Below are 23,601 nucleotides of genomic sequence, written 5' to 3'. Positions count from 1 at the left end.
ACATCCAGCTCAGATCGGGCAGCAGCGGCCTCCAGAATTGCATTAGCGACATTCGCGATGAAGCTAGTGGTAGAGGGATGCCTGTTGTTCCACATCCACTTGCCTCCACACTCCCCTAGTCCGCCAAGCGCTGGGACACCACCCTCGTGATTCCATCACGCATCGTGACGCCGTACAGGGCGTCCGCTATCTCCATGGTTCGCTTCTGGTGCGTGATAACAATGAGCTGCGACGTCTCCTGCAGCTCCTTGAAGATGGTGAGCAGGCGCGTCAAGTTCATGTCGTCCAGGGCGGCCTCGACCTCGTCCATGACGTAGAACGGGGATGGGCGCGCCTTAAAGATCGCGACCAGGAACGCAATCGCGGCCAGGGAACGCTCGCCGCCCGACAGCAGCGACAGGCGCTTCACCTTCTTGCCGGCGGGCCGGGCCTCGATCTCGATGCCGGTCGAGAGCATGTCCTCCGGATCGGTGAGCACCAGGTCGCCTTGGCCGCCCGGGAAGAGCACACTGAACACATGCCCGAACTGCTTGCGTGTCTCCGCGAACGCGGCCGTGAAAGCCTCCTGAACCAGGCGGTCCACGTCTTGCACAATACGCAGCAGATCCGCCTTCGATGCCTTGAGGTCCTGCACCTGATCCACCAGGAACTTGTGCCGTGCCGCCAGCGCCTCGTGCTCCTCGAGCGCCAGCGGATTCACGCGCCCCAGCTTCTCCAGGTCCTTCTGTGCTGTGGCGAGCGCACGTTCCTGCTCGGCGCGCACGTACGCGCGTGGCTTGGCAGCTTCGGCTTTCTCCACGTCGTCGGGATCGAGAGGCAGCACCGGCACCATCACCTCCGGCCCGAACTCGGCGATCAGCTGCTCTGGCTCAAGCGAAAGTTCCTCAAGGGCGCGCCGCTGCAGGTCCTCGACGCGCACCCTCGTCTGTTCGGCCGCGATCTTGCCCTGGTTCGCCGAGTTCATCGCATCCGCCAGCTCCGCGCTCATCCGATCCAGGGCGCGGCGCGCATCCGAGACCTCTCGAGACACCTGGGAACGTCGAGCGCTCAACCGGTCGCGTTCGGCAGCAGCCCGGGACAGGGCACGCTCGGCCGCCTCCAGCGCGATGCGCGCGGCCGCCTCCACGTCCGAGGCCGTGGCCAATTCCGTCTGTCTCACCGCCTCGTGCCGGGCATAGCGGGCGCGCTCCTCGCGCTCGGCGGCGGCAGCCTGGCGCAGGGAGCGGGCGCGGGCGGCGGCGCGCCGCGATTGGTCTTCGAGGGTACGTAAGCTCAGCCGAGCCTCGTTTTCTGTCTCGCGGGCCTCGCGCGCGGCGCGGGACGCAGCATCCGCACGGGCCTGAGTGTCTTCGAGGGATTCGGGCGATCCCACCGAGTCGGCCCTCTCGAGGCGTGCGCGAGCGGCCACGTCCTGCTCGCGGGCCCATTCGACCTGTTCGTCGGCGCGGCGGGCGACGTCGCGGGCGCGCTCGGCCTCGGCACGGGCTGCCTGCGCCGCCGACTGGGCACGAGCCAACTCCTGGGCCTCTTTCGCGCGCTGCGCGTCCTCCGCACGCAGGGCCTTGAGCGCTTCGTTCGCTTCCTTGATGCACCGATCCAGCTGCACGTTCGCATGGGCGAGTTCATTGGCGACTGCGTCCATGCAGGCACCTGCGTCCTTCGCTCGCACACTTGCCTGCTCGAAGTCGGCGCGCACGGACAGCACCGACGAGGCCTGCCGACCTCCCTCGACCGACCACGCGCGCAGCACGTCGCCGCCGGGCGTGACGACGGCCCGCACGCCCGTCAAGGCGAGCACGGCAGGCGCACACTCAGCGGAGCACGCGACGACCCCATCCAGCAATGCCGCTAGCGGCGCAGCGCCGCCCTCGCAGGTGACGACCGAGCGTAGCCACGCGGCACCCTCGGGTAGCTCCGCAGCACCGAGAGCACCGGGGGAAGCAGCAACAGGCGACGAGGCCGTGGCCTCCCCCGTCTTCAGGGTTTCCTCCGCGCGCCCCTGGTCACCGGGCGCAACGACGAGGCGCAGCGAACGACCGGCGGCGCGTGCCGCGTCCAGCTCGCCCATGCCTCGGGCCAGGGAATCCACGACAACGGCATCCGCGAAAGGGGCGAGCGCGGCAGCGACGGCGTCCTCATACCCGGGGGTGATGCGCAGGAGGGGCGCGACCTGGCCGAGCACTCCGGGCTTCCCCAACAGCTCGGAGGTGCCGTCCTCGGGGGCCAGCAGCTGCTCGAGCGCGTCGCGGCGTGCCTCCCAGCGGGCCCGCTCGGCTCGAGCCTCGCGCTCGACGCCCAGCAGCTCGTCCACGCGGGCGCGCGCGGCGTCGCGGCGCGCGGACGCCTCCGCATGTGCGCGTGCCGCTCCCCCGCTTGAATCGGCGGATAACCCATCCTTATCGAACGCACTGTCAGCCGCCGATCCCGCTGCCCCCGGCACGGCGGCCTCCGCCGCAGCGGCGCGCTCCTGAGCGCCCTGGTACGCACTCCACGCACGCTCGGCCTCGGCGCGGGCGGCCTCCAGGCGTGACGCGGCCGTGGAGACGTCACCCGTCAGACGTGCAACCTTCTCACGGTGGTCGGCGATGACGCGGTTGACGCGGGCCAGCTCACGGGAGGCTGCCTCGTCGGTGTCCTCAGCTGCCTCGCGTGCGCGAGTCGCGGACGTCAATGCAGAGCGCGCGACTTCAACCTGCCCGGCCAAGGCGGCGTCTTCGGTGCCGGCGACGCGGGCGCGCTCGTCGAGCACATCGGGATCCTCACCTGCCGGAGGAGGCTCGGGGGTTGCGCGCAGAGCAACCTTCTGTGTGGCCGCCATGAGGGTTCCGCGCAGGCGCTCAGTGAGAGTGGTCAGCGACTGCCAGTCCGCCGACGCCTGCTCGAGCGCGGGCGAGGAGACGCGCTCAGCTTCCTCGAGGGACGACAGCGACACGCGCGACGCAGCGATCTGCGCCTCCAGCGTGGCGCGTTGCTGCGCGGCCGACTCATCCGAAGCTTCGAGAGCAGCCAAGCGCGAAAGAGCCGACGCCAGGTCGTCCGCGAGCAGACGGGCCTTCGCGTCGCGCACGCGCGCCTGGATGAGGGAGGCGCGCCGGGCAATGCGCGCCTGGCGGGCCAACGGCTTCAGCTGGCGGTGGATCTCAGCCGTCAGGTCGAGGACGCGCACGAGATTCGCATCCATGTCCGCGAGCTTCTTGAGCGCTCGCTCCTTGCGGCGGCGATGTTTGAGGACGCCTGCGGCCTCTTCGATGAAGCCGCGCCGTTCCTCGGGCGTGGAAGACAGGATCGCGTCCAACTGCCCTTGCCCCACGATGACGTGCATCTGGCGGCCCATGCCCGTGTCGGAGAGCAGCTCCTGGACGTCCAGGAGCCGCACGGGCGAGCCGTTGATGGAATACTCCGAGCCGCCCCCGCGGAACAGGGTGCGGCTGATCGTCACCTCCGAGTACTCGATGTCGAGCAGCCCGTCAGCATTGTCGATCGTCAGGTCCACCTGGGCGCGCCCCAACGCCGCGCGCCCAGATGTCCCCGCGAAAATAACGTCCGCCATGTTCGAGCCGCGCAGCGCGCGTGCTCCCTGCTCGCCCATGACCCAGGCGAGAGCGTCGACGACGTTCGATTTACCTGACCCGTTGGGGCCGACGACACATGTAATGCCCGGCTGGAGGGCGAGCGTGGTCGCACTGGCGAAGGACTTAAATCCCCGCAGCGTCAGGGTTTTGAGATGCATCCTTGCAGGTTACAGGCCCCTCAGTAAATCTCGGGGAACCACAGGGCGATTTCGCGCATCGCGCTGTCCACGGAGTCCGAGCCGTGGATCAGGTTCTCCATGTGGGGGCTGTTCCACGCGCGCCCCAGGTCACCGCGGATCGTGCCGGCGGGGGCGGTCGTCGGGTCGGTCGAACCCATGAGGACACGCATGCCCTCGACGACGCGCTGGCCTTCGACGATCATGGCGACGACGGGACCGGAGCTCATGAACTCAAGGAGGCCATCGAAGAAGGGCTTGCCCTTGTGCTCGGCGTAGTGCTCGGCCAGCAGCTCACGGGTGGCGACCATGAGCTTGAGGCCCTTGATCGTGTAGCCCTTGGCCTCGATGCGACGCAGAATCTCGCCGGTCAGGCTGCGGGCGTAGCCGTCGGGCTTGACGACGATGAGGGTGTGCTCGAGGGTGGGGTCGAGAAGGTGCTGGGGTTCCAGCAGAACACTCTTGGCGCTCACGTTGTCTCCTGTGATAGTGAGGGTTACCTAATTGGTCCTTTCAAGCATATCCGTCAGCGCTTGGACCGCGGCTGTGGCGTCGGCCCCATTGGCCTCAATGTGGACGGTCGCGCCTTGCCCAACACCGAGCGTCATCAGGAGGAGCATAGAGGTTGCGTCCACGCCGTTGACCGTGATCTCCGCGTCAAAGGTTTCCGCCAGACGCGTGAAGGCGGCAGCAGGGCGCGCGTGCAGGCCGACGGGATCCGCAACGACGGCGTCTCCTTCGGCGTGGGGAACACATCGCTCCGACGAGGCCGTGGCCTCCCCCGCTCCCCCGCTGACAGGTGGGGTGGCCGGGCTGGGTGCCTCCTGGGCGGGCGCGTCGTTCAGGCGCGGGGCGAGGGCGGCTGCGGCCTCGGCGACCTGGTCGAGGTCGTCGCCGACCTGGGCGCGAACCGAAGAGGCGACGGCTCCTTCGACGAGGGCGGTGTCGACGAAGCGCACGCGCTCGGGGTCGTCACTCATCTCGATGACTGATTCGACGGTCATCGTGGCCGAGCCGAGGTCGGTCAGGACGATGACGCCGCTGCCCTCCCCGTCCACGGCTGCGAGGGCGGCCTCAAGGGCCGCCTCCACGCGATCATAGGAGGTGCCGATGCGGCCATCGTCCGTGCCCCCGGCAGCCTCGAAGCGCACGTCGGGGGCCATCTGGGCAGCCAGCTCGCACACGCCGACGGCAAGGGAGACGGAATGGGAGACGATGACGAAGGAGACGCGCGCGCTCATGCGTCCTGGCCCTCGGTGGCTGCGCGCGCGGCGGCGCGCAGGATGAGGGAGGTGGAGACGGCACCCGGGTCGAGGTGTCCGATGGAGCGCTCACCCAGGTAGGAGGCGCGGCCCTTTGTGGCGCGCAGGGGTTCGGTGGCGGCGGCCCCTGCCTCGGCGGCCGTGGCAGCTGCCTCCAGGACGACGCCCGCGTCTCCGCCCGCCTCAGCGACCGCGCGGGCGGCCTCGAGGGCCGGGGTCCACGCGTCCACCATGGTCTTTTCACCCGTGGTGGCCTTTCCGCGCGCCTGGATGCCACTCAGTGCTCCCTCGATGACGGCCGCCACGCCCACGCCGTCCAGGTCGCCGCCACCGGCGGCCTTGGATGCGCGCAGGAAGGCGGTTCCGTACAGGGGTCCGGCGGCACCGCCGACCGTGGACATGAGGGTCTTGGCGACCGTCTTGAGGACTTCTGCGACGCTGCTCGGCTGGGCCTCGCTGAGGGCTTCAACCGCAGCGCGGAAGCCTCGGTCCATGTTCTCGCCGTGATCGCCGTCCCCGATCGCTCGGTCCAGGTCCACCAGGTAATCGCGGTGCTCGGCAACCGCACTCGCCGACAGTTCGATCCACCGCTGTGCCCACTGCGCATCCAGGCTCATCGTCTCTCTCCTTCTTCCTTCCTACCGTTTCTTACTTCCAGGCGACCGTGTTCACGGGTGCGTCGAAGAGCTCGAGCAGCTCGTCGTCCGCGCGCATAAGGGTCACGGAGACGCCGGGCATCTCCAAGCTGGTGACGTAGTTGCCGACCATCTGACGGGCGATCTCGATGCCGTCCTTCTTCAGCAGAGCCGCGAGCGCGCGGAAGCAGATGTAGAGCTCGGAGATGGGGGTGCCGCCCATGCCGTTGACCAGGGCGACGACGCTCTCGCCCTCGATCAGGCCGAGGTCACCGCGCACGCGCTCGTAGAGTTCGGCGATGAGGGCGTCAGCGCTTTCCATGGAGCCGCGGCGGTATCCGGGTTCGCCGTGGATACCGATGCCCAGCTCGATCTCGTCCTCACCCAGGTCGAAGGAGGGCTTGCCAGCGTGGGGCACGGTGCAGGGTCCCAGGGCCAGGCCCATGGAGCGGGTCTGGTCGTTGACCTTGGTGGCGATGCGGGTGACTTCCTCCAGGGAGTCGCCGCGCTCGGCGGCCGCGCCCGCGATCTTCTCCACGAAGATGGTACCGGCGACGCCGCGACGACCCGCCGTGTAGAGGGAGTCTTCGACGGCCACGTCATCGTTGACGATGACCGTGGAGACCTGGATGTCCTCCATGTCGGCCAGCTCGGCCGCGGTCTCGAAGTTGAGGACGTCGCCCGTGTAGTTCTTGACAATGTGCAGGACGCCTGCCCCGCGGTCGGCGGCCTTCGTGGCTTCCAGGATCGGGTCGGGGGTCGGCGAGGTGAACACCGCGCCGGGCACGGCTGCGTCCAGCATGCCTTCTCCGACGAAGCCCGCATGCAAGGGTTCATGCCCGGATCCGCCGCCGGAGACGAGGCCGACCTTGCCCTCGGCCTTAGGAACGGCGCGGGTGACGAAATCGGGCGAGTAGTGGACATCGACGAGGTCGGGGTGGGCCAGGGCGAATCCCTCCAGGGTTTCGCGGACAACGGCGTGAACATCATTGACGAGCTTCTTCATGGTGCCTCCTTGCAAAATGCTCATCTTTTCTTGTAGTTGAGATAATCGTGCCACGTTCCATACAAAAACCCAACTGAGGCGGCCGCCACAGAGCGACCGCCTCAGGGGTGATTCAGTTCATCGCGGGGAGTGGCCCGCGAGCGCCAGCATGTCACCGGCCAGCATCACTGAGCCAAACACCAGGACTCCGCTGCGATCCGAGGGCTGCGCCCCGGCCTCGGCGATTTCGGCTGCACGATCGACCGCGTCGGCCAGTGACTCGCGCACATCTACCCGGTCGGGACCGAAGACCTCCTGTGCGATGTCGGCAAGGCGGGCGACGTCGGCTGCGCGTTCGCCCGGCATCTGCGTGACGACGAGGTGGTCGAGGAAGGGTTCGACTTCGGATAGGACGCCTTCGACGTCTTTGTCTCCCATCGCTGCGTAGACGCCTGCGATCCGCGCGAAGGCGAAGGAGGATTCGATGGCTTCGCGCAGGGTTGCTGCGCCTGCGGGGTTGTGTGCGGCGTCCACGATGATCGTGGGTGAGTGGCGCACGACTTGCATGCGTCCGGGGCTTGATGCGTTCATGAGGCCTTGTTCGACGATGCGTCCATCCAGGCCGCGGCCGCCCATGAAGGCTTCGACGGCGACGAGGGCTGCGGCCGCGTTGTGCGCTTGATACTGGCCGAACAGCGGGACGAAGACGTCTTCGTAGACCGCGGAGGGTGTGCGGATGGTGATCATCTGGCCGCCGACTCCCATCTGGCGGTCCACGACCTCGAAGTCGCGGCCTTCGACGCGTGCGATGGCGTCGACGGTGCGGGCCTGTTCGAGGAGGATGTCGAGGACTGCCTCCTGCTGCTTCATGATGACGACGACCTGGCCGGGTTTGATGATGCCGGCTTTTTCGCGCGCGATCTCTTTGATTGTGGAGCCGAGCCACTTGGTGTGGTCCAGGGCGATCGGGGTGATGACGGAGACGCCGGCGTCGATGACGTTCGTGGCGTCCCAGCGTCCGCCCATGCCGACCTCGACGACGGCGGCGTCGACCGGGTAGTCGGCGAAGGCCGCGTACGCCATGATCGTGAAGACTTCGAAGAAGGACAGGCGCGGGCCGCCCTCTTCCAGGCTGCGCTCGTCCACCATGCCGACGTAGGGGGCGATGTCCTCCCAGGCGCGTACGAAGCCCTCGCGCGTGATCGGGTGGCCTTCCAGGGAGATGCGCTCGCGTACGTCGAGCAGGTGCGGGCTCGTGAAGCGGCCCGTCTTCATGCCGAACGCGGTCAGCAGCGAGTCGATCATACGGGATGTGGATGTCTTGCCGTTCGTGCCCGTGATGTGGATTGACGGGTAGGCGTTCTGCGGGTCGCCCAGGATGTCCAGGGCGAGCTTCACCCGGTCGAGGGTGGGGTCGATGTCGTGCTCGGGGGCGCGCGCGACGATGGACTGGTAGATCTCCTGCACGCGGGCGTCCAGGGCGATGTCGTCCTCGGCTTTGGCCAGCGCTGCCTCGTGGGAGGCGCGTTCCTCGCGCTCCTCGGCGGCGTCGTCGGCGAAGTCCTCGTCCACCTCACCCTCGATCTCGGCGAGGACGGAGGGGTCGGGACCCAGCAGCAGCGAGTGCTCGACGAGGGCGCGCAGGGCGGCCTCGCGCTCGCTCTCATCAGCCTGCGGGTCGGCAGCCGTGCCGCCGTCCTCGGGTTCGGGGGCCTCGTCGGCCGCTTCCAGATACGGGATCAGGTCGGCGGGGATGCCGCCTCGCTGGTCGTCGTGGGTGGGCTCTTGCCCGAAGAACGATTCGCCTGCCATGTTTCCTCCGCGGCTCGCAGTGTCTTCGCTATTTTACCGGCCCGCGCGGCGCGAGCGGCTTGTTCTGCCGGTCACGGCGCGTTTGTGCCCCGGCGGTCCTCTCATCGACGAGGCCGTGGCCCGAACGGTGGTCCGCTGTCCTGACGGGGCGAGTAGGATGGGAGGGACAAGTAAGAATGAGATATGGAGGATTTCCATGGGCAAGTGGTTCAGCCAAGCAAGCGAGATTGAGGAGCTGCGCACCGAAAACCGCCGACTGAAGGAGCAGGTCGCGAACCTTGAGGCGCGCCTGCGCGCCGCCTACGCGGACGCCGGGATCTCGGCTCTGGCCGGTCCCTCCTCCCCCGTTGCTTCCACTGATTCACTCGCCCCCGCCACGGCCTCGTCCCTGGAAGTGAGCGACGCCGAAATGGAGTTGCTGGCCACGGGCCCGAAAATCGCGGCAGTCAAGGCATACAAGGATCGCACCGGCGTAAGTCTCAAGGCAGCCAAGGCCGCGATTGACGCCGTGCCCGTGCCCACATCCGCGATCGTCTCTACCAGCCTCGAGCTGACGGATGCCGAACTCCGGATGGTGGCCGACGGCCGCCTCGTCAGCGCCATCAAGGCATACAGGGACCGCACCGGCGTCGACCTGAAAACCGCGAAAGCAACTATCGATGCGGCTCGCTGAGCGCTCACTGATAGGATGCCCCTCACGCGCGCTCTCATGCGCGCGTGACACGATAAGGATGAGACATGCTGCTCGTTGAAGAACGTGAGGAAAACGGCTGGGTCCGCTCCACGTTCAACCTGACGTACCGCGTCACGTGGAACCAGCTGCTCCAGGCCGTGCACGGGGCGTACCCGTACTTCGCCAACCCACAGGTCTTGGTCGACGGCACGCAGATCTCCGTGACCAAGCAGTCGGACATCCTCGCAATCCCCGAAGACCGCGCGATCATACTGCGCGGCATCTCCACGGTCCTCAACGCCCCCCTGATGGTCACGTTCCGCAATCAGAGCCAAGCCGTGGCGGTATCCGTCGGCTGCGTCAACCAAGAGTTCCGCAACACCACCTACGAGAAGTACAACAAGTCGATGTCTCAGCTCATGGACTCCATGGAGATCATGATGCACGTGCCCGCGGCCAAGCCCAACGGGTCCGCCGCCCCCACCCACGGCTGAACACCCACACACCTTCGGCGAACAACGACGCGAGAGGAGCAGTGCCATGTATCTTGAAGGACAACATGTCGATAGCGGCTGGATTCGGTCAACGTTCACGCTGACGCACCGCGTCTCGTGGCAGCAAATGCTCCAAGCGATCTACGCCGCATTCGACTACTTCACGGAAATCGTGATTTTCGTGGATGAGAAAAGCCAGCGCATCAAGTCACGCGACGACGTCCTGACGATCCCCGAATCCTCAAGCATCGCAATCGCTGGCATCTCCACGGTGTTCAAAGTCCCCATGTCGATCTTCTTCTACACGCAGGTGCAATTCTCCAACGTGCGCCTCAAATGCGTGAGCGAAGAACTCTACGGCCTGGACTACGAGCGCTACAACAAGATGGTCTGTCCGCTCATGAACGCCCTCGAGCTGGCAATGTTCAGAAAGCCCGCTAAGCCCAGCCGCGGGCATAAGGGAAGCAAGGGGCCGCGGCGCAGCAAAACAGACAAGCCCGTGCACACGGCCTCTTCGCCCGTGGCGTCAAAAGTCGCGGATACCGGACAGCAAACCCAAGCGAGTACTGTCTCCCATGCAGGAGCGCACGCGCACAGCGACAGGGGCAGCTCCGCGCCCCAGCGTCCCACAGCGGACAGGCCCGCACGGCCTGCGCACGGCCCTCAGGCTCCCGCGCGTGCCGTGTCCCCAATCCTTTCTTCCCCTGTTCAATCGTCCCCGACTCCCCCACAGCCGTCCGTAGTTCCCCCAATCCCGCTGCCGCCAGGACGATAGCGGCCGGGACCGCCGTTTCCTGACCTGACATCACCACAGAGAATCGAGCTTCCATGCCCCCCGAGCCGCACAATCCGCACCCAGACGAAGTCGTGACCCCCATGAGCGCGATGTTCCCCGTGCGCGCTCCCGGCCCCGGGGACGTGCTCCCCCACGCCGAGGCGGGACTCGGGCAACGTTATCGCGCGGGCATGGACGTCACCGGTTCCATGGCGGCCCAGATGTCCGACGGCACTGACCCCGAACTGGTGTCGACCAATGCTTGGCTTCGCTCCCGATACGCCAAACCGAAGACCACGTTCCCCGCGTGGCGCCAGGATCGCGACCACGGCGAGGTCCCCGGAACCAATCGATATTTCCGTTCCAAAGCCGAGTTCATCGAAGCCTTCGACATCACCGGCCTCGACCATATTGGCCACGTCGGCGGACGCCATCTGACCCCCATCATGAACGGCGGCATCTTCCCCTCCGAGTTCCGCTCGGGGCCGCCGGCCAACTTCAACGAGCTCTACCACCAGTTCCGTTTCACGGGCAACGCTCTGCCTGAGGACGTCATGATCGAGATCTGTTTGCTCGACGAAGACCACGGGTCCTACGGATATGCTCCACAAGTTCGTATCCTCGAGAAGGTCGCTCTGGGCGCATGGGTTGCCATGACGATTGACGAACTCATCACGCAAAACATCATCGAAGGAGTCTCCGAGCATGTTGGAGAAGTTAGAGACGTTGATTGGGAAGCTCTGTTCGGGTACTTCCGTCGCACAAAGTGACTTCCAGAACGGATACGGCTACGGGCACTCATTCTCGTCCTACAACACCGACTTCTTCACGATGTGGGAGATATCGGGCTACTACCGTTTCAGCTGGTCCGAGCGCCACCCGAGCACGCGCTTCACGATGGACACGCGCAGCGAGGCCTTCGCCAGCTACGTCCTGATCACGCAGCTCGGTGCGCTGCGCCGCGCCAATCTTCGTCTGCGTCCCATCGTCCTACCGAGCGATCCGCCGACCGATGGCCGCTGGCGCATCACCGACACGCCGTGGCCCAGGGTCAAGCGCTACACGCACGCGACCTACCCCATCTTGAGCGTCGAGGCGGCGAACAGCCTTGAGCTGCGCCAGATCCTCTTCGCCACTCGTTTTTCTCGCGAGGATCTGCTGAACTCCTTCATGAAGCAGGACGGCCAGCCCGTCCTCTCACCGTGGATGACGTCGAACTCTGCCTACCTCGAACGCCTGCGCGAGGCGACCGTCGACCTGCGTTACATCGCGTCGCGCTAGCGCTTCGGCACCCACTCGTTCTCTCCTGGATTCTGGGCACCCCTCGCGAGGCTTCCTTGTTGTTCATCCGGTGCACATATACTAATCGAGCAACATAAGCCGTTTGACATTCATCCCTCGATTAACCCCAGGAGTCGTCCGTGTCTGCAACGCTCTCGCTTAATACCATCCGCGACAGATGCGTGAAGTTTGCTCACGAGTGGAGCGATTGCGTGGGTGATGAGAAACAGGAGGGCCATGAGTTCATGCGTGAACTCATGCAGTGCTTCGGTATCACCAAACGCAAAGCTATCTCCTACGAGAGGCGTTCGAACCGAGCGTCGACGGGACGTCAGGGCTATATCGACGCCCTCATCCCGGGCAAGGCGCTCATCGAGATGAAGTCCGCGGGTAAGAACCTGAACGAGGCTGAGGAGCAGGCGCTCGATTACATCCACGATCTCGCGGACGTCGAAACTCCGCGCCTCCTGATTATGAGCGACTTCCACCGTATCCGAATCGTCGATCTCGACCAGGATATGACGAGCGCTGACAACGTGGAATCTGGGCGCACGGAGTTCGAGCTCGCAAAGCTCCCCGATCACGTTGACGACCTGAAGTTCCTCGCTGGATACGGAATGGTCCAGGTCGGTTCACGCGAGCAAGAGGAGGCCTCGATTCGAGCCGCCCGCGTCATGGCCGACCTCTACGAGGCCCTGGACGGGTCGGGCTACAGCGACCACGAGGCCTCCATCTTCCTCATCCGCACGCTCTTTTGTCTCTACGGTGACGACGCAGGCCTGTGGGAACGCGACCTGTTCACGGAGTTTCTCGAGACCCGAACTCGTGAAGACGGCAGCGACCTCGGCGCGCAGCTCGCAGTCCTCTACCAGACGCTGAACACACCCATGGAGTGCCGTCAGTCGACCCTCGACGAGCTGACCGCGCGTTTCCCGTACGTCAACGGCGGGATCTTCGAGGAGCGGCTCAACATCCCCAGCTTCTCCTCCACGATGCGTGACGAGCTCATGCGCGCGTGCGCCTTCGACTGGTCGGGCATCAGCCCAGCCGTCTTCGGATCGCTCTTCCAGGCCGTCAAGTCCCCCGAGGCACGCCGCGAGCTCGGCGAACACTACACCAGCGAGACAAACATCCTCAAGACGCTTGGTCCGCTCTTCCTCGATGAGCTGCGCCAAAAATTCGCAGACCACGTGCACGACGCGAAAAAGCTGACGGACCTTCGTAAAGAGCTCGGCGAGCTGCGGATCATGGATCCCGCCTGCGGCTGCGGCAACTTCCTGGTCGTCGCCTACCGCGAACTACGCAGTCTGGACACCGAGATCCTGGTGCGTATCCGGGAGCTGGAACTCGCCCGCAAGAATAACGACGAGTTCCAAGCCACGATGTTCTTCGACGACCGGGGAGAACATGCTGAGATCATGGTCCAGCTGGATCACTTTTTCGGCATCGAGATCGAGGAATGGCCGGCACGGATCGCGCAGACCGCCCTACACCTCGCTCACCACCAGGCGAATCGCGAGATGGAGCGCCTTCTCGGCCAGGCCCCCTCGATCCTTCCCCTCAAGGCGTCCGCCCACATCATGATCGGCAACGCGCTGCGCACGGACTGGACGCAGGTATGTCCCCCCTCCCCATCCGTCAGGATCGTCGGAAATCCACCCTTCATCGGCCAGTACATGCGCTCCGAGGATCAGACCGATGACCTCCGCCTCGTGTGGGGCGATGGCTACGACGGGTACCTGGACTACGTGACCGGATGGTTCATCAAGGCCTCCCGCTACTTCCGGTCCGTCCCGAACGGCGGCCGCTTCGCCTTCGTCTCGACCAACTCGATCGCACAAGGAGCGCCCGTCGCGGCCCTCTTCCGTCCCCTCCTCGAAGGCAGCTGGAGGATCCGTTTCGCGCACCAGACCTTCGCGTGGACGTCCGAGGCGCCGGGGGCCGCCGCCGTCCACTGCGTCATCACGGGCTTCGACCGGGGAGCCCCGCACGAGAAGTCACGCCCCGTGCTTTTCACGTACTCGACCCTCAAGGCACAGCCCGAGGCACTGCCGGTCAACCACATCAACCCCTACCTGGTCGAGGGGCCCGACATTTTCATCGAGAAGCGTACGTCCCCCCGTTCTCCGAGCCTTCCAGCAGTCCACTACGGCTCGAAACCGGCAGACGGCGGGCACCTCATCGTTGAAGCGGAGGACTATCCCCGCTTCGCGGCGGATCCGATCGCGGCCAAGTATCTGCGCCCCTTCCGCATGGGCCGTGAAGTGGTGCAGGGCTTAGACCGCTGGTGCCTGTGGATGGATACAGAGGACTTCGATCCTCGTGACATCGAAAGAAGCCGACTCTTGAAGGAGCGCGTGCAAGCATGTCAGACTTGGCGCGAGAAGCAATCACACACGGGCGACGCCTGGAAGCTGCGCGACATTCCATACTTGATGAGGCCCAATAAAAATCGTCCTCTACACCCCTATGCGGCAATCCCCGCCGTTGTCTCTGGATCACGTCAATTCTTCACCTGTGCCCACTATAGCGAATCAGTAATTGCCGGCAATAAGGTTTTTACTGCGATTGATACAGACGGTTTTCTCTTCGCCATTATCAGCTCGTCGATGTTTATTACGTGGCAAAAGGCCGTAGGCGGGAGACTTAAGTCTGATCTCAACTTCTCCAACAAGATCGTGTGGAACACCCTCCCACTGCCCGAGGTATCCGACAAGGAGCGCGCCGCAATCATCGCGGCCGGGCAGGGCGTTCTGGACGCTCGCGCCGAGCAGCCGGGGGCGAGCCTGGCCGACATGTACAACCCGCTGGCGATGGCCCCGAGCCTGCTCAAGGCTCACCGCGTCCTCGATCGCGCGGTCGACCGGGCCTTCGGCGCGAAGAAGCCCCTGGAGACCAACGAGGAACGCCTGGCGCTCCTCTTCAAGCGCTACCAGGAGATGACCGCGGGAGAGAGCTGATCGCGTGTTATGCGAGTGAGACTCCCGGAGGTGCGTGTCCCGCTATATGGTGGGACACGCACTGTCGTCAGGGGTAGCTGACGAACAGAAGAGACAAACAGTACCTTGACGCTCGTGAATCCACTCGACGACTGACGCACAACATAGGGGCCGGGAGCCTCCTCCCGGCCCCTACCTATGAAAGCGGGCGGGCCGCGCCTTCGCGCAGCCCGCCCGCCTGAGTTTTCAGCACTCAGTGCTTGGCAACGCTCACCGCGAGCTTGTCGCCAGCCTCGATCGTCAGCGACAGCGCGAGGGTCTCGGCGGCGATCATGTCGCGCCAGGTCTCCACGTCGGCCACGTGATCGGACGGAACCGTCAGCGACAGGTCGATACGGTCCGCGATGTGCAAGCCAGCGTTCTTACGCTCGTCCTGGACAGCGCGCACGACGTCGCGGGCGTAGCCCTCGGCCTCCAGCTCGGGGGTCAGCTCCGTATCGAGCACCACGAAGGTGCCCGACGCCAGCACGTCCGCGACCTGCCCCTCGGCAGCGTCCACGGAGGTGGACACCGAGAACATGTCGCCCGTCAGCTCCAGCGGAGCGCCGTCAACCACGACGCCCGGGAAACGGCACGCGCCATCTTCCGTCAGTTCCCACTGCCCGGACTTCTGCGCCTTGAACAGCTGGCTCGTCAGCTTACGAACCGACGGGGCGAAGGCACGCGGGTTGAGCGAAAGCTCGGTGCGCACGCTCAAGCCCGAATTCTCCGGCGCGGAGAACACCACGGACTTCACGTTCACCTCGGAAGCAATCAGGTCCGCGAAGGGCTCCAGGGCAGCAAAGTGCTCGGAGACGACCTGCAGGGAGGCCAGCGGCTGGCGCACGCGCAGCTGATGCGTCTTGCGCAGCGCGTGAGCCGACGACACGATCGAACGAACCTCGTCCATAGCGGCGACCAGCTCGGGAGCATCCACGGCCTCGTCGATAACCGGGTAGTCCGTCAGGTGCACGGACTCTCCGCCCGTCAGGCCACGCCAGATCTCCTCGCCCAGCAACGGCAGCAGGGGTGCCGCCAGCTCCATGAGCGTCACGAGAGCCGTGTACAGCGTGTCGAACGCGGCACTGTCCTCGTCCCAGAAGCGCTGACGCTGGGTACGCACGTACCAGTTCGTCAGAACATCCAGGTAGTCGCGGACCACCTCGCACGCACCCGCCACGTCATAGGCATCCAGCGCACCACGCACGTCCTCAACGAGGGTACGGGTGTGCGCCAGCAGGTAACGGTCCATCTGCACCAGCGCGGCCACGGCCTCGGGCGAGGACAGGTCGATGCGCTTCGCTTCGTAACCCTCACCCTTGTTGCAGGCACCCGCGTACAGCGTGAAGAAGTAGTACGTGTTCCAGATCGGCAGCAGCACCTGACGGACCGTGTCGCGGATCGACTCCTCCTTGACGATCAGGTTGCCGCCGCGCACGACCGGACTCGACATGAGGAACCAACGCATCGCGTCGGAACCGTACTTGTTGAACACCTCGGCCACGTCCGGGTAGTTACGCAGCGACTTACTCATCTTCAGGCCGTCGTCACCCAGCACGATGCCGTGAGAGACACAGGAGCGGAACGCGGGACGATCGAAGAGGGCGGTCGCCAGGACGTGCAGCGTGTAGAACCAGCCGCGCGTCTGACCGATGTACTCGACGATGAAGTCGCCCGGGTAGTGGTTCTCGAACCACTCCTGGTTTTCGAACGGGTAGTGCACCTGCGCGAAGGGCATCGAGCCGGACTCGAACCAGCAGTCGAACACGTCGGAGATACGACGCATCGTCGACTTGCCCGTCGGGTCGTCCGGGTTCGGGCGCGTCAGAGAGTCGATGAAGGGACGGTGGAAGTCCGTGACCTTCACGCCGAAGTCGGCCTCAAGCTCCGCGATGGAGCCGTAGACGTCCGTGCGCGGGTAGGCCGGATCGTCCGACACCCACACGGGGATCGGCGCGCCCCAGAAGCGGTTACGCGAGATCGACCAGTCGCGGGCACCCTCCAGCCACTTGCCGAAGATGCCGTCCTTGGTGTGCGCGGGGGTCCAGGTGATCTCTTGGTTGAGCTCGACCATGCGGTCGCGAATCTGGGTCACGCGGACGAACCAGGAGGACACGGCCTTGTACATGAGGGGCTTGCGGCAGCGCCAGCAGTGCGGGTAGGAGTGCACGTAGGACTTCTCGCGCACCAGCACGGCGCGGATCTCGGGGGCGCGGCGCGCAATCGGACCGCCCTGCTCGCGCAGGTCGGCGACCACGTAGCGGTTCGCGTCGAAGATCTGCATGCCCTCGTAGTCGGGGACCTCCGAGGTGAAGACGCCGCCCTCGTCGACGGGCATGACGAGGCCGATGCCGTACTCCATGCACGTCCACATGTCGTCCTCACCGAAGGCGGGTGCCTGGTGGACGAGGCCGGTGCCATCCGTCGTCGTCACGTAGTCAGCGGCGATGATGGACCAGCCGTTGGGGCCGGGGGCGCCGCCTTCGGCGCGGCGCTCGGGCGTGTCGAAGTAGTCGTAGATCGGGTGGTAGTGGAGGCCCACCAGCTCGTGGCCCTTGTAGGTGGCGACGATGGTGTGGTCCTCGCCCAGCTCCTTGGCATAGGACGAGATCAGGTCGGTGGCGATGAGGACACGCTCACCCGCAAGGTTACCCTCATGGTCGGCCGCGACCTCGACGAGGGAGTACTCGATCTGCGGCCCCACGGCGACGGCCGAGTTCGAGGGCAGGGTCCAGGGCGTGGTCGTCCAGATGAGCGCCAGCTCGGGGCGCGCCGAGTCTTCACGCAGCTTCTTCTCCAGACGCAGGCCCACCGTCACCGTGTTGTCGGTGCGGTCCTGGTAGACCTCGTCGTCCATCTTGAGCTCGTGATTGCTCAGAGGCGTGCGGTCGTTCCAACAGTAGGGCAGGACGCGGTACCCCTGGTAGGCCAGTCCCTTGTCGTAGAGCTGCTTGAATGCCCACAGCACGGACTCCGTGTAGGACTTGTCCAGGGTCTTGTAGTCGTGCTCAAAGTCCACCCAGCGGGCCTGGCGGGTGACGTACTCTTCCCATTCCTTCGTGTAGCGCAGGACGGAGGAACGGCAGGCCGCGTTGAACGCCTCGATACCGATGCCGCCCTCGCGGGTGATCTCGGTGACGTCTTCGATACCGAGCTGGCGCTGCGCCTCGAGCTCGGCAGGCAGGCCGTGCGTGTCCCAGCCGAAGCGGCGCTCGACGCGGTGGCCCTTCATGGTCTGGTAGCGGCCCACCACGTCCTTGACGTAGCCGGTCAGGAGGTGACCGTAGTGGGGCAGGCCGTTGGCGAAAGGCGGGCCATCGTAGAACACGAACTCGTTGGAGCCGTGCTCGCCGGCGTCGCGCATCTCAATCGACTTACGGAAGGTGTCGTCGCTCGCCCAGAAGGCCAGCGTGGATGCTTCCATGGTCGGGAAGGAAGGGCTGGGGTCCACCTCGTCTTGCCGGTGGCGGGGATAGAAACCGTGCTTCGTCATGAGTGTCCTCGTCTCGCGCCTATACAGGGACGAGGACCGGCGTCGCCGGCACCCGCGGTACCACCCCGCTTGCCGCTCCCGTTGGTCGGGCGCGGCCGCTTCGTTGGGGCTGTGTCGGGCCCTCCCGTCCGGTTCTACTGGAGGGGACGAGGCCGTGGCCGGCTATCGCTGCCCTCTTTCTTCCGGATGCTCCCCGGTGATACCCCGCTGTCGCGGGCCGGATCGTAGCGAAAAACCAGTGTAGCGAAGCGACTGTTCAGATGCCCATCGGGGGCGCGTCTGTCTGCCCACAGCGCAGGCGTGCTCTCCTCTTCCCGGGTCCACGGCCTCGTTGCCACGGCGCGTGCTTTCGGGGAGCGCGCAACCCTGCACTAGAGTTGTGGGGTGTTTGAAACGGAAACGAAACGCCCCATGCGCCCCTGGGGTGCGCTCGTCGGCGTGTGCGTGATCGCCGCGCTGCTGGTCGTCTGGGCGTTGCAGGGGTCCCTATCCGGCGCGGGTTTCCCGGTTGGGCGCGCAGCGACGATTGCGGTGGGCATGACCCTGCAGGCGATCCCCTTCCTCCTCCTGGGTGTCTTCGTCGCCGAACTCATCGAGGCCTACCTCTCCCCCGCGCTCATCGCCCGGGTGTTCCCGACGAACCCTCTCGCCTCGGTGCTGACTGCGCTCCTCGCAGCTTTCGTGCTGCCCGTGTGCGATTGCTCGGCCGTTCCGATTTTCCGTTCCCTCCTGCGCAAGGGGGTTCCCCTGTCGGCGGCGACGACCCTCATGCTGGCCTCCCCCGCGATCAACCCGCTGGTGTTCGCCTCGACGCTCTACGCCTTCGGGTCGTGGTCGCTCGTCGCGGCGCGCGTCGGCCTCTCCGTCGTCGTCGCCCTCACGGTCGGCCTGTCTATGCTGGTCATTCCCCCGCGCGCACTGCGCGAGGAGAGCCTGTCGGACACCGATCACGGGGGCGACGCGTGTTGTTGCGAGCACGGGTGCGAGATGCCCGACCGGAGCGTCTCTGGCGTGCTGGCGGCGACGGGTCGCTCATTTGGGCGAATTTTGCCGTTCTTACTGGGAGGCGTGGCCGCATCAACGGTGGCACAGGTGCTGTGGCCGGTGTCGTCGTTGCTGTCGGGGCTGCCTGCGGCGGGCGTGTTGGCGCTGATGATGGGAGCGGGTTTCGCCCTGTCCCTGTGTTCATCGTCTGACGCGTTGATTGCACGCTCGTTCGCCTCATTGGCACCGACAGGTGCTCTCATGGGCTTCATGGTGTACGGGCCGATGATGGACGTAAAGAACGTGGCGTTGTTGTCGTCGCAGTTCCGCGGAATGTTTGTGGCGCGCCTGTTCGTGACGGTGACAACAGTTGCCGCGTTGGTTGTTGGCGGCTCCTGGTGGATGGGGGTTCTCTCGTGAAGCTGTTGGATCGGATTGCTCCCACCCTGGAGGCTTTGTCACTGGCAGGGTTGGGCGCGGCGCTCGCGTGGATGGCATTGTCGGGACGCTACGGGTCATTCGTGCCACCGTCGGCGCGGCTGGGCATCCTCGTGTCGGGCGTCGGGTTGTTGGCGTGCGCACTGGCGTTGTCGTCACGTTTGGAGGTGGGCGAAGGTGAGCACACCCATGGGGAGCACACCCATGCGCCCGCGTCGTCGCGTCGTGGACTGACGCGCGCCTGCGTGGCTATCCTGGCCGCCCTCATCCTGATTCTCCCCTTCCGCGTGTCCCCCTCTGAGCTGGCCGCAACCACGATTAGCGCGCGCGCCGCAGACACCGAAGACGAGGCCGAGGCGGACCCCGGCGCACCATCCGAGGACAGCCCCTCCGCTCCCCCCGCGAGCGCGGATGGGGGCGCGCAGTCGGCCACCCCGGGTGGGAGCCAGAGCGGGGGTGGGTCCCAGGCCTCGTCGAGTGGGGTGTTGGAGCTGACGACGGAGAATTTTGCTGCTCAGGTTGAGGAGTTTGCGTCTCATGGGAAGGTGCATGATGGTCAGCGTGTGGAGTTGACGGGTTTTGTGATGAGCGAGGCTTCGGCGCGGGGGCAGGCGTCGATTCCGCGGTTGACGCAGGAGGAGAGTTTCGCGGTGGCGCGTATGGCGATTTGGTGTTGTGCGGCGGACGCGTATGCGATTGGTTTTGCGGTGCGGTGGGACGGAGCGGTTCCTGCGGCGGATAGTTGGGTGCGGGTGCGTGGGACGTTGCGTCTGCGTGGTGCGAAGGCGTTGGTTATTGATGCTGAGTCGGTGGAGGTGACGAGTGCTCCGGATCCGGAGTTTGTGATTCAGAAGCGGTGAACACCAACATGGTGAGTGACTTAGATCACTTATTATGTTTATGTCCGTTAGCTCGGACACAAATTGAGGCGCGTAGCGTGAGGAGTGCGCACACGGCAGGCGCGGGCGCATTCCTCACCTTCAAGGACGAAGACATGTCTACGACACCCTCACTCACGCCTCGCGAGAAGAACGCGAGGCGCTATGCGACAACGCTGGCGATCATCGCCACCCTCGGCCCGTTCTTTTACGGTTTTGAGGGCATGGTCCTCAACGCCGCCATCAAGGCGGTGGGTACCACCTTCGAACTCGGCCCTATTCTTCAGGGGGTTGCGGGCGCGGCTGGCGTCATCGGTGGCCTGTTCGGGGCGCTCGCCGCGGGCCGTATCTCTGATCGGATCGGCCGCAAGACCACGCTCATGTGGGTCGGGCCTTTCCTCCTGTTCGAGGCCCTCCTCGGCCCAATCTCTCCGCTGCTGGGCGGCTTCGGCTACCCATTCTTGCTCCTGACCCGCATCATTGGCGGCATCGGTTTTGGCGCGGCGACCACGGTTGCCCCCGGCTACGTCGCCGAGATCGCCCCAGCCGACATCCGCGGGCGCCTCATCGGATTCCGCCAACTCGCGATCATTCTGGGCCTGTTCTTCGCGGGCCTCATCAACACGGCGGTCGTCTCGTTCACGGGCGGCGCGGCGCGGCCTGCGTTCGGAGGCCTCATGACCTGGCAGGTTCTCTTCGCGTGCCTGATCATTCCGGCGCTTCTCTTCGTCGTCTTCACGGCGAAGATCCCCGAATCCCCACGCTACCTGGTCTCCGTGGGACGCACCGACGAGGCCGAGGCCATCCTGGCGAAGGTCAGCGCAGAGGCAGATCCCGCCGCTCGCGTCACCGCCATCGCCGAGTCTCTGACGGCCACCGGCGGCGCGAAGCTGTCGATTGGCCAGATCCTGTCCTCGAAGTGGCGCGGCCTGGTCTTCGTCGGCATGGCGATCGCCGCCTTCCAGCAGCTCACCGGTATCAACGGCGTGTTCTTCTACTCGAACTCCCTGTTCGCCGCCGTCGGCTTCACCGAGTCAATGGCCTTGGCCCAGACGCTGCTCATCACGGCCTTCAAGATCGTCGGCGTTCTGTCGGGCATCATGTTGGTGGATCGTGTGGGCCGCAAGCGCATGCTGATCTACGGCGGCACCCTCATCTTCGTCTCCCTCGGCGTTGTGGCCACGGTCTTCACGGTCGCCCCCACGGTCGATGGCAAGCCGGACGTCGCACACTCCCCCGTTCTGGCGTTCCTGGCGGTCGCGGCCCTGTGCACCTTCCTCCTGGGCTTCACTTCCTCGTGGGGTCCGATCTTCTCCATCGTCATGGGCGAGATGTTCCCCAACTCGATCCGCGGCGGCGCTATGTCGCTCGCGTCGGGCGCAGACTTCCTGGTCAATTTCCTGGTCGTTCTACTCTTCCCATTCCTCATCGCCTGGTCGCCGGCCGGCACCTACTGGATCTACTGCGCTTTCGGCGTCCTCGCCGTCATCTTCACCGCTCGCTTCCTGACCGAAACCAGCGGCACCGAACTCGAAGACATGGACGCGGTCGTCTCCCAGAAGTAACTGGCCAACCCCCGAATTCAACGACGAAAAGGCACACCAATGACCGACAAGACTCGGGACATTCCCGACAACGTACGTAACGTCCTGGTCATCATGACCGACCAGCACCGCACCGACACAATCGGCTGCCTGGGCAACCCCCACGCCCACACCCCCGTCATCGACGCAATGGGCGAATCGGGCTTCGCCTTCACCCACTGCTTCACCCCCACAGCGATCTGCACGCCGGCGCGCGCCTCACTCATGACCGGCAAGCGCCCGGGTAAGCACCAGGTGCTGGCCAACCCCGAGTGGAACATCGCCTACCAGGTCTCGATCCCCAAGGGCACGTGGACGTACACGCAGGAGCTGCGCGACGCCGGCTACAACGTCGGCATCGTCGGCAAGTACCACTGCGGATACAACCTGCCCGACGCCTTCGGCGCGGACGACGACACCTACTGGGGTGCCGAAAACCCCGTGGCCAACGAGAAGTACGTCGCCTGGCTCGAGGCCAATAACCTCCCGCCGGTGCGCGCCCACGACCTGTGGCGCGGCAAGCTCCCCGGCGGGCGCGACGGGCATATCATCGCCGCACGCCTGGACCAGCCTGAGGAGGCCACCTTCGAGCGATTCCTGGCAGACCGCGCGATCGAGAAGCTGCGCGAGTACGCGGCCGACTGGAAAAACTCGGGACAGCCTTTCTGCCTCGACGTGCATTTCTTCGGCCCTCATCTGCCCTACTTCCTGCCCGACGAGTGGTTCGACCTGATCGACCCCGACCTCGTGGAGCTGCCGGAAAACTTCGGAGACCCCCTCATCGGCAAGCCCCCGATCCAGGAGAACTACGCGACCTACTGGTCCACGTCCTCGTTCACGAACGAGCAGTGGAAGAAACTCATCGCGGTCTACTGGGGATACACGGCGATGATCGACTTCGAGATCGGGCGCATCATGGACGTGGCGCGCGAGCTGGGCATCCTGGACGACACGGCGGTCTTCTTCTGCGCGGACCACGGGGAGTTCACAGGCTCGCACCGCCTCAACGACAAGGGCCCGATGATGTACGACGACATCTACAACGTCCCCTTCATCGCCCACATCCCCGGCGTGTCCACGGTGGGCCGCTCCGACGCGTTCGTCTCCCTCATCGACCTGCCGGCCACGGTCCTGGACATCGCGGGCTTGGACACCTCGCTCGTGGAGGATGGCCGCTCGATCGTGGACCTCACCCGCGGCGAGGACGTTGAGGGCTGGCGCGAGGACATCGTGTGCGAGTTCCACGGCCACCACTTCCCCCTCCAGCAGCGCATGCTTCGCACGCGGGACTTCAAGCTCGTCATCAACCCCGAGTCGATCAACGAACTCTACGACCTGCGCCTGGACCCCGCCGAGATGAACAACGTCTACACCGTGCCCGTGTACGACGACATCCGCAGGGAGCTGGCCACGAACCTCTACCTGCAGCTGCGCGAGCGCGGAGACCACTCCTTCGCCAAGTGGATGGCGGCAATGACGGACTTCGACATCCCACTGGTCAACACGGCTCGCTCCGACCTCGACGAGGTCACGAGCGACTAGACGCGCGGCGGCGGAAGGGACTCCAGACTTCCGCCGCCGC

Annotated in this window: 17 protein-coding genes; 10 read left to right on the top strand and 7 right to left on the bottom strand. The window is 65.5% G+C overall.

The window, feature by feature from the left end:
- Nucleotides 1-115 precede the first annotated feature (115 nt).
- The 6 genes from smc to O3932_RS08910 form a co-directional block, all read right to left on the bottom strand.
- Nucleotides 116-3,730 carry a chromosome segregation protein SMC gene (smc, locus tag O3932_RS08935; RefSeq protein ID WP_371537835.1) on the bottom strand — a complete coding sequence of 1,205 codons (3,615 nt, stop codon included), beginning with the start codon at nucleotides 3,728-3,730 and terminating at the stop codon, nucleotides 116-118.
- 20 nt (nucleotides 3,731-3,750) lie between these two features.
- On the bottom strand, nucleotides 3,751-4,221 hold the full coding sequence (ndk, locus tag O3932_RS08930) for a nucleoside-diphosphate kinase (RefSeq protein ID WP_299239747.1): 471 nt from the start codon (nucleotides 4,219-4,221) through the stop codon (nucleotides 3,751-3,753).
- A gap of 27 nt (nucleotides 4,222-4,248) precedes the next feature.
- A complete protein-coding gene (gene dhaM, locus O3932_RS08925) occupies nucleotides 4,249-4,989 on the bottom strand; it encodes a dihydroxyacetone kinase phosphoryl donor subunit DhaM (protein ID WP_371537833.1) in 741 nt (246 codons plus the stop codon).
- Complete coding sequence (dhaL, locus tag O3932_RS08920; protein ID WP_371537831.1) at nucleotides 4,986-5,627, bottom strand: dihydroxyacetone kinase subunit DhaL; 642 nt, start codon at nucleotides 5,625-5,627, stop codon at nucleotides 4,986-4,988. The genes dhaM and dhaL overlap by 4 nt, the downstream gene beginning before the upstream one ends.
- Before the next feature lie 31 nt (nucleotides 5,628-5,658).
- The gene (gene dhaK, locus O3932_RS08915; protein ID WP_371537829.1) at nucleotides 5,659-6,651 is read right to left on the bottom strand and encodes a dihydroxyacetone kinase subunit DhaK; all 993 of its coding nucleotides are present in this window, start codon (nucleotides 6,649-6,651) and stop codon (nucleotides 5,659-5,661) included.
- 117 nt (nucleotides 6,652-6,768) lie between these two features.
- Nucleotides 6,769-8,442, bottom strand: a complete 1,674-nt coding sequence (locus tag O3932_RS08910; protein WP_371537826.1) for a folylpolyglutamate synthase/dihydrofolate synthase family protein — start codon at nucleotides 8,440-8,442, stop codon at nucleotides 6,769-6,771.
- Between the two features lie 196 nt (nucleotides 8,443-8,638).
- Between O3932_RS08910 and O3932_RS08905 the strand changes: the two genes are divergently transcribed.
- The 6 genes from O3932_RS08905 to O3932_RS08880 all read left to right on the top strand — a co-directional run bounded on the left by O3932_RS08905 (nucleotide 8,639) and on the right by O3932_RS08880 (nucleotide 14,625).
- On the top strand, nucleotides 8,639-9,115 hold the full coding sequence (locus tag O3932_RS08905) for a 50S ribosomal protein L7/L12 (protein WP_371537824.1): 477 nt from the start codon (nucleotides 8,639-8,641) through the stop codon (nucleotides 9,113-9,115).
- Nucleotides 9,116-9,180: 65 nt separating this feature from the next.
- Nucleotides 9,181-9,609 (top strand): hypothetical protein, encoded by a 429-nt coding sequence (locus O3932_RS08900; RefSeq protein ID WP_371537822.1) that lies wholly within the window; start codon nucleotides 9,181-9,183, stop codon nucleotides 9,607-9,609.
- A gap of 46 nt (nucleotides 9,610-9,655) precedes the next feature.
- Nucleotides 9,656-10,384: a hypothetical protein gene (locus O3932_RS08895; RefSeq protein ID WP_371537820.1), complete on the top strand. Its 729-nt coding sequence runs from the start codon at nucleotides 9,656-9,658 to the stop codon at nucleotides 10,382-10,384.
- Nucleotides 10,385-10,437: 53 nt separating this feature from the next.
- Nucleotides 10,438-11,154 carry a hypothetical protein gene (locus O3932_RS08890; RefSeq protein WP_232204172.1) on the top strand — a complete coding sequence of 239 codons (717 nt, stop codon included), beginning with the start codon at nucleotides 10,438-10,440 and terminating at the stop codon, nucleotides 11,152-11,154.
- Nucleotides 11,090-11,665 carry a hypothetical protein gene (locus O3932_RS08885; protein ID WP_034504854.1) on the top strand — a complete coding sequence of 192 codons (576 nt, stop codon included), beginning with the start codon at nucleotides 11,090-11,092 and terminating at the stop codon, nucleotides 11,663-11,665. The genes O3932_RS08890 and O3932_RS08885 overlap by 65 nt, the downstream gene beginning before the upstream one ends.
- 140 nt (nucleotides 11,666-11,805) lie before the next feature.
- Nucleotides 11,806-14,625, top strand: coding sequence for a DNA methyltransferase (locus O3932_RS08880; RefSeq protein ID WP_371537817.1), 2,820 nt, complete (start codon nucleotides 11,806-11,808; stop codon nucleotides 14,623-14,625).
- A 232-nt stretch (nucleotides 14,626-14,857) separates the two neighbouring features.
- Here the strand turns inward: O3932_RS08880 and ileS are convergent, their stop codons facing one another.
- A complete protein-coding gene (ileS, locus tag O3932_RS08875; protein WP_371537815.1) occupies nucleotides 14,858-18,136 on the bottom strand; it encodes an isoleucine--tRNA ligase in 3,279 nt (1,092 codons plus the stop codon).
- Between the two features lie 411 nt (nucleotides 18,137-18,547).
- Between ileS and O3932_RS08870 the strand changes: the two genes are divergently transcribed.
- The 4 genes from O3932_RS08870 (at nucleotide 18,548) to O3932_RS08855 (ending at nucleotide 23,561) form a co-directional block, all read left to right on the top strand.
- Nucleotides 18,548-19,540 carry a permease gene (locus O3932_RS08870; protein WP_371537838.1) on the top strand — a complete coding sequence of 331 codons (993 nt, stop codon included), beginning with the start codon at nucleotides 18,548-18,550 and terminating at the stop codon, nucleotides 19,538-19,540.
- The gene (locus tag O3932_RS08865; protein WP_371537813.1) at nucleotides 19,537-20,418 is read left to right on the top strand and encodes a TIGR03943 family protein; all 882 of its coding nucleotides are present in this window, start codon (nucleotides 19,537-19,539) and stop codon (nucleotides 20,416-20,418) included. The genes O3932_RS08870 and O3932_RS08865 overlap by 4 nt, the downstream gene beginning before the upstream one ends.
- 134 nt (nucleotides 20,419-20,552) lie before the next feature.
- The gene (locus O3932_RS08860) at nucleotides 20,553-22,001 is read left to right on the top strand and encodes a sugar porter family MFS transporter (protein WP_371537812.1); all 1,449 of its coding nucleotides are present in this window, start codon (nucleotides 20,553-20,555) and stop codon (nucleotides 21,999-22,001) included.
- A 39-nt stretch (nucleotides 22,002-22,040) separates the two neighbouring features.
- A complete protein-coding gene (locus tag O3932_RS08855; protein WP_009647460.1) occupies nucleotides 22,041-23,561 on the top strand; it encodes a sulfatase-like hydrolase/transferase in 1,521 nt (506 codons plus the stop codon).
- The last annotated feature ends 40 nt before the right edge of the window (nucleotides 23,562-23,601 follow it).

Origin of the sequence: Pauljensenia sp. 20925_1_25 (assembly GCF_041433955.1) — a bacterium.
Taxonomy (GTDB): Bacteria; Actinomycetota; Actinomycetes; order Actinomycetales; family Actinomycetaceae; genus Pauljensenia.
Note: the sequence above shows the minus strand (reverse complement) of the source record. Positions and strands in the feature narration are given on the sequence as shown.

Bases quoted from the DNA above. Each gene is read 5' to 3' on its own strand.
- O3932_RS08905 (WP_371537824.1), top strand. From the start codon at position 8,639: ATGGGCAAGTGGTTCAGCCAAGCAAGCGAGATTGAGGAGCTGCGCACC.
- O3932_RS08890 (WP_232204172.1), top strand. From the start codon at position 10,438: ATGCCCCCCGAGCCGCACAATCCGCACCCAGACGAAGTCGTGACCCCC.
- O3932_RS08860 (WP_371537812.1), top strand. From the start codon at position 20,553: ATGTCTACGACACCCTCACTCACGCCTCGCGAGAAGAACGCGAGGCGC.
- dhaL (WP_371537831.1), bottom strand. From the start codon at position 5,627: ATGAGCCTGGATGCGCAGTGGGCACAGCGGTGGATCGAACTGTCGGCG.
- dhaK (WP_371537829.1), bottom strand. From the start codon at position 6,651: ATGAAGAAGCTCGTCAATGATGTTCACGCCGTTGTCCGCGAAACCCTG.
- dhaM (WP_371537833.1), bottom strand. From the start codon at position 4,989: ATGAGCGCGCGCGTCTCCTTCGTCATCGTCTCCCATTCCGTCTCCCTT.
- O3932_RS08895 (WP_371537820.1), top strand. From the start codon at position 9,656: ATGTATCTTGAAGGACAACATGTCGATAGCGGCTGGATTCGGTCAACG.
- O3932_RS08910 (WP_371537826.1), bottom strand. From the start codon at position 8,442: ATGGCAGGCGAATCGTTCTTCGGGCAAGAGCCCACCCACGACGACCAG.
- ileS (WP_371537815.1), bottom strand. From the start codon at position 18,136: ATGACGAAGCACGGTTTCTATCCCCGCCACCGGCAAGACGAGGTGGAC.
- O3932_RS08855 (WP_009647460.1), top strand. From the start codon at position 22,041: ATGACCGACAAGACTCGGGACATTCCCGACAACGTACGTAACGTCCTG.
- O3932_RS08900 (WP_371537822.1), top strand. From the start codon at position 9,181: ATGCTGCTCGTTGAAGAACGTGAGGAAAACGGCTGGGTCCGCTCCACG.
- O3932_RS08870 (WP_371537838.1), top strand. From the start codon at position 18,548: ATGCGCCCCTGGGGTGCGCTCGTCGGCGTGTGCGTGATCGCCGCGCTG.
- smc (WP_371537835.1), bottom strand. From the start codon at position 3,730: ATGCATCTCAAAACCCTGACGCTGCGGGGATTTAAGTCCTTCGCCAGT.
- O3932_RS08885 (WP_034504854.1), top strand. From the start codon at position 11,090: ATGTTGGAGAAGTTAGAGACGTTGATTGGGAAGCTCTGTTCGGGTACT.